Here is a 14,817-nt window from a genome sequence, read left to right on the forward strand (position 1 = left end):
ACGTCCAAATAATAAAAAATAAATAAGAAACCTCAAATACAATTATCATGTTTAAAAACATCAAAATAATACCTATAATAATCTTTTTATTTCTAGGATTCGCAAATTCTGAAGCGCAAACTAAAGATAATTCTAAAAAAGTTTTATTTGTTTTAACAAGTCACGATGCGTTAGGAAATACAGGATACAAGACAGGATTCTGGCTAGAAGAATTTGCAACACCATATTACCTTTTAAAAGATGCAGGAATTGAAATTACAATTGCATCTCCGAAAGGAGGACAACCTCCGATAGATCCTAAAAGTTTGAGCGCAGATTTTGCAACGGAATCTACAAAGAGATATGATTCAGATAAGAATTTACATGAAATATTAAAAAATACATTAAAGCTTAAAGATATCGATGCTAAAAAGTATGATGCTATTTTTTATCCTGGTGGACATGGACCTCTTTGGGATTTAGCAAATGATGCGACTTCTATTTCTTTGATTGAATCTTTTTATGCAAATAAAAAGCCTGTAGCTACAGTGTGTCATGGACCTGCTATTTTAAAAAATACTAAAACAAAAAATGGACAATATATTGTTGACGGTAAAAAGGTAACAGGATTTTCAAATACAGAAGAAGCTGCAGTTCAGCTTACGGAAGTAGTACCATTCTTACTTGAAGATATGTTAAAAGAAAATGGAGGAATTTATTCTAAAGGAAAAGATTGGATGCCATATGCAATAGAAGATGGTTTATTAATCACTGGTCAAAACCCTTCATCTTCTGAAAAAGTAGCAAAATTATTATTATTAAAATTAACAAAATAAAAATCGACTATTTGATATAGTTGACAATAAAATACATAAAAATGAAAGAAGATTTTTTAAATAAACTAAGAGAACGTTATGCTTGTAAGGCAATGAACGGAGAGAAAATTGAAGAAGAAGTTGTAGAAAGAATTTTAGAAGCTGCACGTTTAGCTCCTACTTCAAGTGGTTTACAACCTTTTGAGATTTTTGTAATTACAGATCAGGAAGTGAAAGAAAAAATCAGACCTGTATCTTGGAATCAATCTCAAATTACGGATTGTTCTCATTTATTAGTTTTCGCTGCTTGGGATACTTATACGGAAGATCGAATCAATTATATGTTTGATTTGACAAACGAAATTCGTGGATTTAAAAACGAAGGATGGGAAAACTATCGTCAGCAATTATTAGCTGTTTACCCAAATCAAGATGCGAATGAAAACTTTCATCATGCTGCTAAACAAGCTTACATTGCAATGATGGCTGCAATCACACAAGCAACTTATGAAGGTGTTGATAGTGTTCCAGTAGAAGGATTTACTCCAAATGATGTAGATGAAATTTTAGGTCTTAAAGAAAAAGGACTAAGAAGTGCTGTGATGCTTCCTTTAGGATATAAAGATGCAGACAACGATTGGTTAGTAAACTTGAAAAAAGTAAGAAAACCAATGGATAAATTGGTTACAAGAATATAATTTTAGAAAACTCATGAGCGAAAGTTCATGAGTTTTTTGTTTTTATTATTTCAATCGCTCCCCTTCTATTTTTTTGTTATAAATCTTTTTTACTTTTTTCTTCCCAAAATCATATCGTAGATTGATGTATGCTGTTTTATAATAATTTTTCTTTTTATAAAATGAATATGTGCCTCTGTCTTCCTTCAAAATAAGGTCTTCTCTTGCCAAATCATAAGCTCCGATGTTTACACTAAAATTATTGAAAGTTCTACTCAGCGTAACTTTTAAAGAATGTAAAGCATTTCTTTCTCCAAAAATATTAGTACTTGTAGATGTAAAACCATAATCACAACTGAATTGTAAATCATTTTTCTTAGATAGATTTACGAAGTTTCTCAGATTAAATGTGAAGTTTTTATTTTCATAATCTAAATTAATTCCATTATAGGCACCATTGGTATTATCATAAGTAAATTCAGTTGTAGTAGAAACATTCCAATTTCCATGAAAAAAAGTATTTGAATACATAAAACCTAAATAATAAGAATTGGAATTTCCGTAATTATCTGTCAGAATTTCGATATCGTTATTTGGTAAAACAACATCAAAATCATTGAATAAATCTTGGTCATGGATATATTCAAAATCAAAACTAAAATCATCAAAAAAGGTATAGTTCAACAAAGCTTCATAAGACAAAATTGGTTTTAAATTCGGATTACTAATTCGATAAGAATTTGGTGAAGTATATTCCAAAAAAGGATTCAAATTTCTATAAGGAGCTCGCATAATATTTGAAACTAAATCTAGCGTAAATTCATGATTATCTGAAGGATCATAAAGTAAAAACAAACTTGGAAACAAATATGTATTTTCAATATTTACTTCATTTTTTACCGTTTCTGTTTCACCTTCTGAAGAAAAATGTTCTAATCTTAAACCGAAACCTCCTTCTATTTTTTTAGAAATTACTGTTTCGTAACTTGCATATGCTGAAATCGTATATTCTTTATAGTCAAATTTATTCGATTGCTTTGGATCTGAAACATAGATAGGATTTTCAAAGTTTCCGAAGAAAAAATCGTTATTAATTTTACTGTAATTCCCTAAAACTCCATATTTCAAAATCGCATCATTTTGGAATACTTTGTTATAATCTGTCTTGAAGTTTAAAATAGAAATTTCAATCGCTGGATTTTGAATAAACGAATCAAAAACATCCGATGCATAATTAAAATTGTTATATGATTTTTCATCTTCTTTTTTATAAAAACTAGAAAAATCAATTCGCAAATTACTTCCTAATGTATCTGTTTTTTTATAATAATTTAAATTTCCGAAAAGTTGTAAAAAATTCGGATTTTCTCGTAAAATTTCACTCGTAGAGACAGAATCAATTGCAATTTCATTTACATTTCTAAAAATATTTTCTGTGTGATTTTTAGAGTTTTTATCTGAAAAAACAGCATTGAACTGCACTCCTATTTGCTCTTCTTTCGAAAATTGATATTCAAAATTTAAATAAGGATTAATTCTCTTTTCTTTATTTATTTCTGAGTTTAAAATTTCAGTTTCTAGATTTGCTTCATAATTCTTATAACTATTTATCGCATCCAACCTCGATTTTGAATTTCTTAATGCAACACCTGAAGTCAGATAAATTTTATTTTTAGCATAAGACAAAAAACTACGAAATTGCTGTGAATTATAGAAAGACTGATAAGAACTCAAACTAACAGAACCTTTTAAACCTTCATAATCTTTTCCTTTCAAAATCACATTTATAATTCCATTTTTATTAGAAGCACTATACTCACTTCCAGGATTTTTAATGATTTCAATTCTTTTAATTTCAGAAGCCGGAATAGATTTTATCATGTTTAAAGCCACATCATTTGAGCCAACATTTTTTCCATTTATCAGAATTGTAGCATCTCCTCTATTTCTAATTTTCAGACTAGAATTATTGTGTGAAGTTTCTAAAATTGGAACTGTATTTAAAAATTCAAAAGTGGATTTATTTTTTGAAAATTTAGAAGCAGAAATATTAGTCAACACATATTTTCCTAGTTTTTTTTTCAATTTTGGTTTCGAAGTAATATCTACTGCTTCTAGATTTATCTCTGATTTTAATTGAAGCTTTTTTAAATCCAAATTCGAATCGATTAACAATTCTTGCTCATGGATTTTCTCTGAAAAATAAAATATCGTCAGTTGATATTTTCCTTTTTTTAAATTTTCTAGTTCAAAAAAACCTTCAAAATCTGAGATGGTATTTTTTAATTCTCCAGTATTTTGATGTTTTAAAACTACCTCAGCATAATCCATCGGATTTCCTTGACTGTTCTCAATATTTCCAGAAATTCTATATTGAGAAAAAGTAAAAACTGGAATAAAAAACAAGAAATAATAGAAGTTTTTCATCTTTTAATCAGGAATATCAGTTTCTAAAATTTCATTGTTTTTATAAGCCAGAATAGTCGTTCCGAAATCATGTTCATAAGAAAAAGATGTTTCTTTTAAATCTAAATCCTCAGAAAAAACCAATTGATCAAACTCTTTTATATTTTTTAAAACTTCTTCCGGATTTTCTTTAGAGAAATATCCAGGACCAAAACCTGTAAGCTCAGCACTGAAATTTAATCCAGTCTCAGAATCTTGAATATAAAAAGCATACCCTTCTTCCGTTACATCTGGCTCAAAACCAAGAAAACTAAATAATCGAACAAAAAATTCTGCTCTAATTTTCGGAATCGCAATATTTTTTGATTCTATTCTATCTCCTGTACTCTTTCTTTTATTCTCAATAAATCTTTGTTGCATTTTTTTATTTTTTGGCAACTAAATTTATTAATAATTAATTATAGTACCAATTATATCTTTTTCATCAACAAAACCAAAAAACCTAGAATCAAGAGCGTTATGTCTATTATCTCCTAGAACAAAATATTTTCCTTGAGGAATTTTTAATGGACCAAAATTATCTATATTCCAATTTTCACCATAAACCTTTTTAATTTCAGAATCTACAGCTCCTTTTTTAGACATTCGGATATAAGATTCTAAATTATTTTCTTGAGCAAAATTTTTATCCAAAGAAATAGTTGTTTTATCATCACTATTTCTAAACTTCTCTGTAATATTTGAAAAATCATGTTTTTTTGAAAGCTCTTCAAATTTTTCATTATCTAAAATATAGAAATGTTGAAGATTTAAATTTTCATCAAAATTCTTCCCATTGACAAAAAGTTCTCCAGCTTTAATTTCAAGAATATCTCCTTCTTTTGCTACCATTCTATAAATTACATGAATTTCACCCAATCCCATAATTTCGTCAACTCTTTTGAAAGAAATAAAATCGCCTCTATCATATGAAACTAGATTAGAAACTAATATTTTCGAATTAATTTTAATTGTAGGCATACTCGATGAAGTTGGTACAGTATAAACTCTTAAAACAGCAGTGCTATGTAATATTTGATAAAAAATCAAAAGTCCACCTAAAACAATTCCAATCCTAACAAGTAATTTTTTGTTCATTTTTTTATTTTTAATTTATTTCGGTCAAATGTATAAATTTTGTATTTATATAAATTTTAAACCACTTCATTTTCTTTAACAATCGAATCTCTACCGAAAACTTTTACAAATATACTTTTTAATAATTTTTAATTACATTTATTAACTTTAAATCATTTTTTTAACACATTACGTATAAATACTTATTTTTTTAACATTTTTTTCAATATATTTAAACTCTTTAAAAAAATTAAATGAAAATAACTTTTCGAGTATAAATATTATATCATAAACAAAAAATATGAAAAAAATAACTACTTTGATTGGAGCTTTTGCTCTTGCTTGTTTTAGTTGGAATGCCAGTGCGCAAACAGCTATTTTTAGTTCTGATATGTCTATAGAGACATTTGGGAGCGTAAATTCTCCTGCAAACGAATCTGTAGGAAATGCTATTGATGGAACTTCGAATAAGTATCTTGATTTTAATGGTGCTGACGGAATGGGATTTACCGTTGATTTAGGTGGAGAATCTAAAATTGCGCAATCTATCGAAATTACAACTGCAAATGATGCTCCAGATCGTGATGGTGGTCAATATGAAGTTTTAGGTTCTACAGATGGTACTGAATTTACAAGTGTTGCAACGGGTTCTATTCCTTGTGTTACTACAAGACATTTTACAAGACAATTTAATTTTGAAAATTCTACGGCATACACGCATTATCGTATTATTCTGAGCGAAAGATGTGGTGGTGGAGATGATATGTATCAAGTAGAAGAAGTTCAATTATACGATAGTCCATTTTGTATTGCTCCAACTAATTTAACGGTTACAAATTTAACAACAACTTCTGCTGACTTAGAATGGACGGAATCTGATGATTCAACACTTTGGGACGTAGAATGGGGAACTACAGGTTTTGAGCAAGGTTCGGGAACTATGGTCACTGGAAATACAACTAATGTTGAGAGTTTATCTGGATTAACTCCTTATGAAACTTATGATTTTTATGTAAGATCTGATTGTGGTGAAGATCAAAGTGAATGGGTTGGTCCATATACTTTCACAACAGGATATTGTACACCTTCATCTTCAGGTGGAAATACTTATGTAAATAATTTTACTACAACAAACGGTATCACAAATATTTCTAATTTAGAATCTGGATTTACAACTGGAGGATATTTTGACGGATCTGAGCAATCAGTTCAAACTACAACAACAGGTTCTTTTGATTTTAATGCTGAAATAGTTGGAGGAACTGCAGGTTTTTCTGTTTGGATTGATTGGAATAACGATCTAACTTTTGATAATGAAACTGAAAGATTTTACAATACAACATCTTATCAAAATGGGCCATTTACTGGTACGATTGAAGTTCCTTCTGGAACTGCTGTTGGTGATTATAGAATGAGAATTGTAGTGGATTATTATTCTTCAAACCCTTCAAACCCTTGTAGAGAGGATGATCAATTAGAATATGAAGATTATACGATAAGCATTGTAGATAATGCTTGTGAAACTCCTACAGATGGATTAGCAGAGAATATTTCTATTGATTCTGCTGATTTATCTTGGACTAGTTCTGGGGATACTTGGGATATTGAGTTAGGAACTGCTGGATTTACGCCAACAGGAACTCCAACAACTGCTGGATTAACTACAACTACGCATAATGAAAATAATTTATTAGCATCAACTTCTTATGATTTTTATGTAAGAAATGTTTGTGGTGAAGAGCAAAGTGAGTGGGCTGGACCTTTTACTTTTACAACTTTAGATGAAGTAATTACTCCTTGTGAAGCACCAACTGATGGAGCTGCAAATAACATCACTATAAATTCTGCTGATTTAGCTTGGACTGAAAATGGTTCTGCTGCTTCTTGGGATATCGAATTAGGATTAGATGGATTTACTCCAACTGGAACTCCGACTACTTCGGCTACAACTGATAACCCAACTAATATTGCTGACTTAACAAGTAATACAGCATACCAATTCTATGTAAGAGCTATTTGTGATGATAATCAAAGTGAGTGGGCTGGACCATTTAGTTTTACAACTTTAGAAGAGGTAACTACATGTGAAGTTCCAACAGATGGAATGGCAAATAATATTACAAATGAATCTGTTGATTTAGCTTGGACTGAAAATGGTACTGCTACTTCTTGGGATATCGAATTAGGATTAGATGGATTTACGCCGACTGGAACGCCGACTACTTCTGCTACAACTGATAACCCAACTAATATTGCTGATTTAACAATCAATACAGCATACCAATTCTATGTAAGAGCCATTTGTGATGATAATCAAAGTGAGTGGGCTGGACCTTTCGATTTTGTAACTGCAAATATTGGAATTAACGAAAATGATAATGCAATTGGATTTAATATTTATCCAAATCCAAATAATGGAATTTTCAGTTTAGATATTAATGCTGCAAATGTTTCAGTTGAAATAGTGAATACGGCAGGTCAAATTATTTTAAGTAAAAATAATGTAAATACTAATGATAAAATTGATTTAAGAAATAATTCAAAAGGAATTTATTTTGTAACGGTTACATCGAAAGATAAGACATCTACTCAAAAATTGATTTTAAAATAATTATAATTTCTAAATAAAAATGAAAGGCTTGAATTTTATTGTTCAAGCCTTTTTTTTATCAATAATTTTAACAACCACTAGGATTCGAAATTTGAATGTATTTAATAGTTTCATTTCCTGAATGATCTGTAAGAATTAACTTAAAAAGTGTATATGGAATTGAGTACGCATATACAGTTCCTCGAAAATTATAAGTCGGAACCCAAGCTCCTTCTCCATTATGTCCCCAGTATTCTGATTTTGTCAAATTAAGTTTCTTTACTCTCTCTTTTTGAATTTTATCTGAATTTAAATTTGGACCTCTAAAAAATGCTCCCTTATTATATTTTATTTCATTATAAGAATCTGTTCCAATCCACTCTTCACCAGTATTATTTTCAATTAATCCTATTTTATTAAAAGGATACATTCTTTCCATATACGTATAAGAAACCTTTACTTTTTTGTATTTTTTATTTGGTTTAATATGAATCAATTTATGAGATATTTCACTCATTTCATCAGCAACATAAAGTGTGTCATTTTTTATTTCATAAACCTGTCCTTGAAAATCGAAAATTTCCAAATCAAAAAAATCATTAGAAGCTTTTATACCACAAGTTCCAAAATCTGGATCACAACCTGGAACATCTTTTGGGTTTCTTTCAGCAGGCAATAAAAAGCCACTAAAAACATAACCATTCGTCCCGTCTTCAGATTGCATTTTCACCCATTTTCCTACTACTTTTTTTCCTTCATCTAAAATATCAAAAGTAATTCCAGAAGATTTTATTAATTCTAAATTTTCTCCAAATTCAAATTTCCCAACTTTTTGAGAATTTAAATTTGGCTCTGTTCGAATATTTAAACCACTTTTTGCAATAACTGTATAATATTTCTGTGCATTTAGCGTATTTACTGCGACTAGTATTAAAACAAGAAATAGAAACTTTTTCATTTTTCTTTGAGTTTAAGTTAAATTTTTAACAAAAATAGATTTTCTTTTTAAAAAACACTTGATCAAAAACTATTATTAGAATAAGTTTTTCAGGTAGTTATCAAATTTTTGTAATTTAAATTGTAACAAAACAAATCTTAATTCTACTTATAAATTGAAAATTATATCGAGTGTGGAAAAAGATTTAGAGAAAGATTTTTTAGATAAAATAGATAAAAATCAAAATATAATTCATAAAATTTGCCGGGCTTATACCTCGGATGAAGATTCGCATAAAGACTTGTTTCAAGAGATCACAATTCAACTTTGGCAAGCTTATGGATCGTTTCGTGGTGAGGCAAAATTTACAACTTGGATGTACAGAGTCGCTCTGAACACTGCTATTAGTATTTACCGAAAGAAAAGTCGGCAAGTAAATACTTCTAGCATGGATGAATATAATTTTCAGGTTGCTTATAAACCATATGATTCTACGGAAGAAGAACAATTAGAACTGATTTATAAAGCAATTCAACAATTATCAGACATTGATAAAGCTTTGATTCTTCTGTTTTTGGAAGATAAAAGTTTTAAAGAGATTGGAGAAACTCTTGGTATTTCATACGTAAATGCCAGAGTAAAAATGATGCGAGCGAAAGAAAAGTTGAAAAAAATTATTGGAGTTTAAAAACATGAAATTAGAAGATTTAAAAAATACATGGCAAAATGCCGATCATCATATAGAGAACCAAGACAAAATCGAAATCGAGAAGTTCTTGTCCAAAAAACCTACGACAATTTTCACGAAAATTCGAAGAAACATTATTATTGAAACTTTTATCAATATAATTTTCATGGCTGGTTTACCTTTCATTCCTTTAAGATTAACTGGAAATGGAGAAATCTTTTTCTGGATAAATTACGGAATGGTTGCTGTAATTTATGTTGGATTGATGATAAAAATTAGAAAGATATTCAAAAAAGTTATTGTTTCGAATACACTTTTGGAAACCATTATTAAAACCAAAGATTTGTATGAAAAATACATCCGAATCTATAAAAACGTGAGTTATTTTATGGTTTTTCTTGGTCTTCTTCTTGGTTTAATTTTTAGGTTTTACAAAGAAGAAACGCATCTTTCTCATTTTGAGTTTGCAGACACCGAAAATATTTTATACTTCATTTTAGGAATTATCGGGTTTGGAATCCTAATGTTTTTCGCAGTTAAATACTACATTTATTTAGTTTATGAAAAGCATTTAATTAAGCTTAAGAAAAATTTAAATGAATTAATAAATATAGAAAAATGAGAAAAGTTTTATTATTAATAGTTGCTGTCTTTATAGCTAATTTAGGTTTTGCACAAGGAAAATTAGAAAATTCTACATTGTGGAAAATCACAGGAAATGGATTGGAAAAACCTTCCTATTTATTCGGAACAATTCATATTTATTGTGGAGAAGTTCCTTTTGACAAAGAAGATTTGGAAGCAATGAAAAACACAAACCAACTTGCTTTAGAAATCGATATGTCGAATCCTGCAAAAATTCAACAAGAAGTAATGCAATATTCATTTCTTCCAGCAGGAAAAACAGTAAATGATTATTTGACTCCTGAACAAACTACAAAAATTGATTCTATTTTCAGAGCAAAAGTTGGAATGCCTTTCGCTACTTTTCAAACGATGAAACCTCTTTTGGTTTCAACTTTTATCACAACACAGATGTTAGATTGTAAAAGTACAGAGGGATATGAAACTGCTATTTTGAAAAAATTTCAAGGAAAACAAATATTTGGTTTAGAATCTGTAAAAGATCAAATGGATGCTTTTGATAAAATGAGCATAGAAGATCAAGCTAAATCTTTAGTAGAACTTGCAGATAATCCTGAACAAATAAAAACGTATCTTGAAAAAATGATTGAGGTTTATGATTCTGAAAACATTGAAGAATTATTAAAATTAATGGACGAAGAAGAAAGCTTTAATGAAGAAGCAGCTGCTGCTTTATTAGATAAAAGAAATCAAAACTGGATACCAGTTATGGAAAAAATGATGAAAGAAAATCCGACGTTTTTTGCTGTAGGTGCTGCGCATTTAGCAGGAGATCAAGGTGTAGTTAATCTTTTGAGAAAAGCTGGTTATAAGGTAGAAGCTGAGAATTAATTTTTTCTAAAACATATTTTAAAAACATTCAAATTTCTAAAGTTTGGATGTTTTTTTTTATCTGTTTTTAAAATCTCTACATTTGCTTTCTAACTAAGAAAAACATGAAAAAAACATATTTTAATTGGAGTTCTGGAAAGGATTCGGCACTTGCACTTTACAAACTTCTTCAAGATAAAGAATATCAAATTGATTTACTTTTAACCACTGTAAACAAAGACACAGAAAGAGTTTCTATGCACGGACTTCGTGTGGAACTTTTGAAAAAACAATTAGAAAACATTGAAATTCCATATAAACTTATCGAGCTTAGCGGGAATGTTTCTATGGAATCTTATAATAAGATCATGCAAGAAAATACTTCAGAACTCAAAGAACAAGGTTTTGAATATACTGGATTTGGAGATATTTTCTTAGAGGATTTAAAAAATTATAGAGAAAAAGAACTTGAAAAAGTTGGTCTAAAAACAGTATTTCCAATCTGGAAAGAAGACACGAAAGAAGTTTTAAAACAATTATTAGATTTAGGTTTTAAGGCAATTACTGTTTGTGTAAATGCGGCTTATCTGGATGAAAGTTTTGTTGGAAGAGTTATCGATGAAGAATTCATAAATTCTTTACCAGAAAACGTAGATATCTGTGGAGAAAATGGCGAATTTCACACCTTTGTTTTTGATGGACCAATTTTTAAAAAACCTGTAGATTTTAAGATTGGAGAAAAAGTTTTAAAAACTTATAAACCTGTAGATGAAGATGACAATTGTTTTCAGTCTGATGACAAACAACAATCTTGGGATACAGGATTTTGGTACTGTGATTTGATTCCAAATTAAGTTTTTTTGGTTTAAAATTTCCCGCTTTAGAATTTTAAACCAAAGAATTTATTTTATTCAAAAACAGCAAAACTAAAGATTCTATAAAAATTTCATTAAAACAAATTAACATTCAAATAGTTATATTTTAAACTTATTTAGAAAAGCTTTATAAATGGAAACGTTTTTCCACTTAGATAAAATCGTATATTTGCAGCCTTAAAAATCAGAAAACATGAGAACAAAATCTTCTAAGAAGAATAAGATTAATGTAGTAACCTTAGGATGCTCTAAGAACTTATATGATTCTGAAGTATTAATGGGACAACTGAAAGCAAATGGAAAAGAAGTTGTTCATGAGGATGCCGAAGATGATGGAAATATTGTAGTAATTAATACTTGTGGATTCATCGGAAAAGCAAAAGAGGAATCTGTCAATACTATTTTACATTATGCACAAAAAAAAGAGCAAGGTGAAGTAGATAAAGTTTTTGTGACTGGTTGTTTAAGTGAGCGTTATAAGCCAGATTTGGAAAAAGAAATTCCAGATGTAGATTCTTATTTTGGTACGCAAGAATTACCACAACTTTTAAAAGTTTTAGAAGCAGATTATAAACATGAATTAATTGGAGAAAGATTGACTACTACTCCAAAACATTATGCTTATTTGAAAATTGCTGAAGGATGTGATAGACCATGTTCGTTTTGTGCAATTCCGTTGATGCGTGGAAAACACAAATCGCAACCAATTGAGAATTTGGTTATTGAAGCACAGAAATTAGCTGAAAAAGGAATTACAGAATTAATGCTTATCGCTCAGGATTTGACTTATTATGGTTTAGATCTTTACAAGAAAAGAGCTTTGGCTGATTTATTAAAAGAATTGGTAAAAGTTGAAGGAATTGAGTGGATTCGTTTACATTATGCATTCCCGACTGGTTTTCCAGAAGATGTTTTAGAAGTAATGCGAAATGAGGAAAAAGTTTGTAATTATTTAGATATTCCTTTACAACATATTTCGGATAGCGTATTAAAATCTATGCGAAGAGGAACTACACATGAGAAAACTACAAAGTTGATTCATAAATTCCGTAAAGAAGTTCCAGAAATGGCGATTCGTACAACTTTAATTGTAGGGTACCCTGGAGAAACGGAAGAAAATTATCAAGAATTAAAAGAATGGGTAAGAGAAATGCGTTTTGAGCGTTTGGGAGTTTTTGCTTATTCTCATGAAGAAAATACACATGCTGCAACTTTAGAGGATGATGTTCCTGAAGAAGTAAAGCAACAAAGAGTAGAAGAAATTATGGAAATTCAGAGCCAGATTTCTTTTGAATTGAACCAAGAAAAAGTAGGAAAGGTATTTAAATGTATCTTCGATCGTAAGGATGGTAACTACTTCATTGGTAGAACAGAACACGATTCTCCGGATGTAGATAATGAAGTTGTGGTAGATGCAACGAAATATTATGTACCGATTGGAAAATTTGTTAATATTTTAATTGAAGAAGCTAGCGATTTTGACCTTTATGGCAAGGTTATTGATTAATATATGTTAGCTGTATTATAATAGATTTTATTAGAATTTGAATGGTAAGGCCTGATTTGTTTTCAAACGTATCAGGTCTTTTTTTTGTGCGAAAGGGATTGGAATGGAAAGCTTTTCTTTTGAAAAAAATTAGTAGTTCTTGGAAAACGGAGGCGACCTTAGAAGCCCACGTATTTCCTAGAAATACCTTTTTTGAAAAAGGAAACTTGGAATGGAAAGCCCGACCTTTTCTGCGTTTTTTGGAAACGAAGAAAAATGGTTTCGCCCAAATGCTATTTAAAACCTCTTCTTACCTCTCCTATCTTATTTCTAGAATTTTTTTTCAGAAATAAATTGTGAAAATAAATTCTTCAATTATATTTGAAATTGATTAAAAAAATTAGCTTTCAATTAAAAAATTCTATAAAAACATTTCAAATGATTATAAATACGGCTTTTACTATTGGGATTATTAGTGGTTTTACTATTTTTCTTTCAAATTTACTAACATGGATTCAGGCTTATAGAAAAGGCCGAAAAATTGGTGAAGTCAAGAATTCTACGAGTTATAAATTATTTCGGAAAACTGTTGGTGAAACTGAAATTAGTTTAGGGATATTCCCTATAACTGGTACTTTACTTTTTTCGGATATTAAACCATATGTTTTGGAACCTCATCATGATGGGTATGAAGAAAATGAAATATTGATTAAACAAAGATCTCGTTTTTATTATTTGACTTGTTTGATAATGTTGATTTCAGGTGTTATTTTATTTTTGATAAGTACAACTTTGCCTTTTAATTTTTTGATTTCGACTTATTTTTCTATTGCTACATTTCAGATGGAAATGAGTGCTGGAGATGCTATTTGGGAACTTTTCTACACTAAACCTTTATTTTTGGCTAGTTTTATATTTATAAGCACAGCTTTCTCTTTCAGTAAAACAATTTTGCTTGAGGATAAATCTGTTTCAAAAATTAAAAAGATTATGTTTTACACTTTCTCTATTTTTATTCTTTTTGTTCTTTATAGTGTTGTTTATAGGTTGATTTGGAGTAATTTTAATTTTATGCAGATTGTTTATTTCATAGCAGGTTCCTTTATTACATCTCTAGTGGCAACTTTACTGAATATTGTTATTGCTAAAATTATGGTTAATTTAGATGCTAAGAAAGTTGATACTGCTTTTTAAAATTTAAAAAATAAATAATGAAAGTTACAGCCAAAAAGAATGAACAAGTTGCAAATATGACTTTTGCTTCTATTTATCCGCATTATGTGAGTAAAATTGAGAAAAAAGGTAGAACGATTGAAGAACTTCATCAGGTCATTGAATGGTTAACTGGTTTTGATACTAAAAAACTACAGGAACTTATAGATGAAAACGTAACTTTTAGAACCTTTTTTGAAAAAGCTAATTTGAATTCGAATGCACATTTAATTAAAGGTGTTATTTGTGGATATCGTATTGAAGAAATTGAGGATGAATTTGAAATTTATAGACAATGTCGATATCTTGATAAATTGGTTGATGAACTTGCAAAAGGGAGGAAAATGGAGAAGATATTGAGGGACTAAAATAAAACCTTCTTTTCAAATTAAGAGATAATAAACTTTTTAAATATTATCATTTCAATAAAATAATTTTATGAAAGTCGCTTCGAGAAATTGAAGCGACTTTTCTTATTTCGGTTATTATAATTTCAATAATTTTGAGTGTTGATTGAGTGTTTTTGATATGAAAAACACAATTTTAGCTTTAAATAATTTGTTAATTCACACAAAAACATA

The 14,817-nt window shown here is 29.1% G+C and carries 14 protein-coding genes; 10 read left to right on the plus strand and 4 right to left on the minus strand.

What is annotated here, in order from left to right; translation table 11 throughout:
- Positions 1–47 precede the first annotated feature (47 nt).
- Complete coding sequence (locus tag I0K12_RS16580) at positions 48–815, plus strand: type 1 glutamine amidotransferase domain-containing protein (RefSeq protein WP_196889256.1); 768 nt, start codon at positions 48–50, stop codon at positions 813–815.
- A 41-nt stretch (positions 816–856) separates the two neighbouring features.
- Positions 857–1,492: an NAD(P)H-dependent oxidoreductase gene (locus tag I0K12_RS16585; RefSeq protein WP_196889257.1), complete on the plus strand. Its 636-nt coding sequence runs from the start codon at positions 857–859 to the stop codon at positions 1,490–1,492.
- A 45-nt stretch (positions 1,493–1,537) separates the two neighbouring features.
- Here the strand turns inward: I0K12_RS16585 and I0K12_RS16590 are convergent, their stop codons facing one another.
- From I0K12_RS16590 to lepB, 3 genes are read right to left on the minus strand one after another with little or no spacing between them, the layout of a single operon-like run.
- The gene (locus tag I0K12_RS16590) at positions 1,538–3,898 is read right to left on the minus strand and encodes a TonB-dependent receptor (protein WP_196889258.1); all 2,361 of its coding nucleotides are present in this window, start codon (positions 3,896–3,898) and stop codon (positions 1,538–1,540) included.
- A gap of 3 nt (positions 3,899–3,901) precedes the next feature.
- Positions 3,902–4,297, minus strand: a complete 396-nt coding sequence (locus tag I0K12_RS16595) for a hypothetical protein (RefSeq protein ID WP_196889259.1) — start codon at positions 4,295–4,297, stop codon at positions 3,902–3,904.
- A gap of 27 nt (positions 4,298–4,324) precedes the next feature.
- Positions 4,325–5,014, minus strand: a complete 690-nt coding sequence (gene lepB, locus I0K12_RS16600) for a signal peptidase I (protein WP_196889260.1) — start codon at positions 5,012–5,014, stop codon at positions 4,325–4,327.
- 280 nt (positions 5,015–5,294) lie between these two features.
- Between lepB and I0K12_RS16605 the strand changes: the two genes are divergently transcribed.
- The gene (locus I0K12_RS16605; protein WP_196889261.1) at positions 5,295–7,604 is read left to right on the plus strand and encodes a fibronectin type III domain-containing protein; all 2,310 of its coding nucleotides are present in this window, start codon (positions 5,295–5,297) and stop codon (positions 7,602–7,604) included.
- Between the two features lie 67 nt (positions 7,605–7,671).
- Here I0K12_RS16605 and I0K12_RS16610 read toward each other — a convergent pair whose 3' ends face one another.
- Positions 7,672–8,541 (minus strand): SH3 domain-containing protein, encoded by an 870-nt coding sequence (locus tag I0K12_RS16610; RefSeq protein WP_196889262.1) that lies wholly within the window; start codon positions 8,539–8,541, stop codon positions 7,672–7,674.
- Positions 8,542–8,713: 172 nt separating this feature from the next.
- Here I0K12_RS16610 and I0K12_RS16615 point away from each other — a divergent pair, with 172 nt between their 5' ends.
- The 7 genes from I0K12_RS16615 to I0K12_RS16645 all read left to right on the plus strand — a co-directional run bounded on the left by I0K12_RS16615 (position 8,714) and on the right by I0K12_RS16645 (position 14,604).
- Positions 8,714–9,208: an RNA polymerase sigma factor gene (locus tag I0K12_RS16615; RefSeq protein ID WP_196889263.1), complete on the plus strand. Its 495-nt coding sequence runs from the start codon at positions 8,714–8,716 to the stop codon at positions 9,206–9,208.
- A 4-nt stretch (positions 9,209–9,212) separates the two neighbouring features.
- A complete protein-coding gene (locus I0K12_RS16620; protein ID WP_196889264.1) occupies positions 9,213–9,830 on the plus strand; it encodes a hypothetical protein in 618 nt (205 codons plus the stop codon).
- A complete protein-coding gene (locus I0K12_RS16625; protein ID WP_196889265.1) occupies positions 9,827–10,684 on the plus strand; it encodes a TraB/GumN family protein in 858 nt (285 codons plus the stop codon). The genes I0K12_RS16620 and I0K12_RS16625 overlap by 4 nt, the downstream gene beginning before the upstream one ends.
- Before the next feature lie 104 nt (positions 10,685–10,788).
- Positions 10,789–11,517 carry a diphthine--ammonia ligase gene (locus I0K12_RS16630; RefSeq protein WP_196889266.1) on the plus strand — a complete coding sequence of 243 codons (729 nt, stop codon included), beginning with the start codon at positions 10,789–10,791 and terminating at the stop codon, positions 11,515–11,517.
- A 214-nt stretch (positions 11,518–11,731) separates the two neighbouring features.
- A complete protein-coding gene (gene rimO, locus I0K12_RS16635; RefSeq protein ID WP_196889267.1) occupies positions 11,732–13,045 on the plus strand; it encodes a 30S ribosomal protein S12 methylthiotransferase RimO in 1,314 nt (437 codons plus the stop codon).
- Between the two features lie 417 nt (positions 13,046–13,462).
- Entirely contained in the window at positions 13,463–14,218 is a 756-nt protein-coding gene (locus tag I0K12_RS16640; RefSeq protein WP_196889268.1) for a hypothetical protein, read from the plus strand.
- Between the two features lie 17 nt (positions 14,219–14,235).
- Positions 14,236–14,604 (plus strand): DUF2200 domain-containing protein, encoded by a 369-nt coding sequence (locus tag I0K12_RS16645; RefSeq protein ID WP_196889269.1) that lies wholly within the window; start codon positions 14,236–14,238, stop codon positions 14,602–14,604.
- Positions 14,605–14,817: the final 213 nt, after the last annotated feature.

The organism is Aureivirga sp. CE67, from assembly GCF_015767245.1.
In the GTDB taxonomy this organism is placed as follows: Bacteria; Bacteroidota; Bacteroidia; order Flavobacteriales; family Flavobacteriaceae; genus Aureivirga.

Excerpts from the sequence above, each read along its gene's own strand:
- I0K12_RS16580 (WP_196889256.1), top strand. The coding sequence starts at position 48 with ATGTTTAAAAACATCAAAATAATACCTATAATAATCTTTTTATTTCTA.
- I0K12_RS16585 (WP_196889257.1), top strand. The coding sequence starts at position 857 with ATGAAAGAAGATTTTTTAAATAAACTAAGAGAACGTTATGCTTGTAAG.
- I0K12_RS16590 (WP_196889258.1), bottom strand. The coding sequence starts at position 3,898 with ATGAAAAACTTCTATTATTTCTTGTTTTTTATTCCAGTTTTTACTTTT.
- I0K12_RS16595 (WP_196889259.1), bottom strand. The coding sequence starts at position 4,297 with ATGCAACAAAGATTTATTGAGAATAAAAGAAAGAGTACAGGAGATAGA.
- lepB (WP_196889260.1), bottom strand. The coding sequence starts at position 5,014 with ATGAACAAAAAATTACTTGTTAGGATTGGAATTGTTTTAGGTGGACTT.
- I0K12_RS16605 (WP_196889261.1), top strand. The coding sequence starts at position 5,295 with ATGAAAAAAATAACTACTTTGATTGGAGCTTTTGCTCTTGCTTGTTTT.
- I0K12_RS16610 (WP_196889262.1), bottom strand. The coding sequence starts at position 8,541 with ATGAAAAAGTTTCTATTTCTTGTTTTAATACTAGTCGCAGTAAATACG.
- I0K12_RS16620 (WP_196889264.1), top strand. The coding sequence starts at position 9,213 with ATGAAATTAGAAGATTTAAAAAATACATGGCAAAATGCCGATCATCAT.
- I0K12_RS16625 (WP_196889265.1), top strand. The coding sequence starts at position 9,827 with ATGAGAAAAGTTTTATTATTAATAGTTGCTGTCTTTATAGCTAATTTA.
- I0K12_RS16630 (WP_196889266.1), top strand. The coding sequence starts at position 10,789 with ATGAAAAAAACATATTTTAATTGGAGTTCTGGAAAGGATTCGGCACTT.
- rimO (WP_196889267.1), top strand. The coding sequence starts at position 11,732 with ATGAGAACAAAATCTTCTAAGAAGAATAAGATTAATGTAGTAACCTTA.
- I0K12_RS16640 (WP_196889268.1), top strand. The coding sequence starts at position 13,463 with ATGATTATAAATACGGCTTTTACTATTGGGATTATTAGTGGTTTTACT.
- I0K12_RS16645 (WP_196889269.1), top strand. The coding sequence starts at position 14,236 with ATGAAAGTTACAGCCAAAAAGAATGAACAAGTTGCAAATATGACTTTT.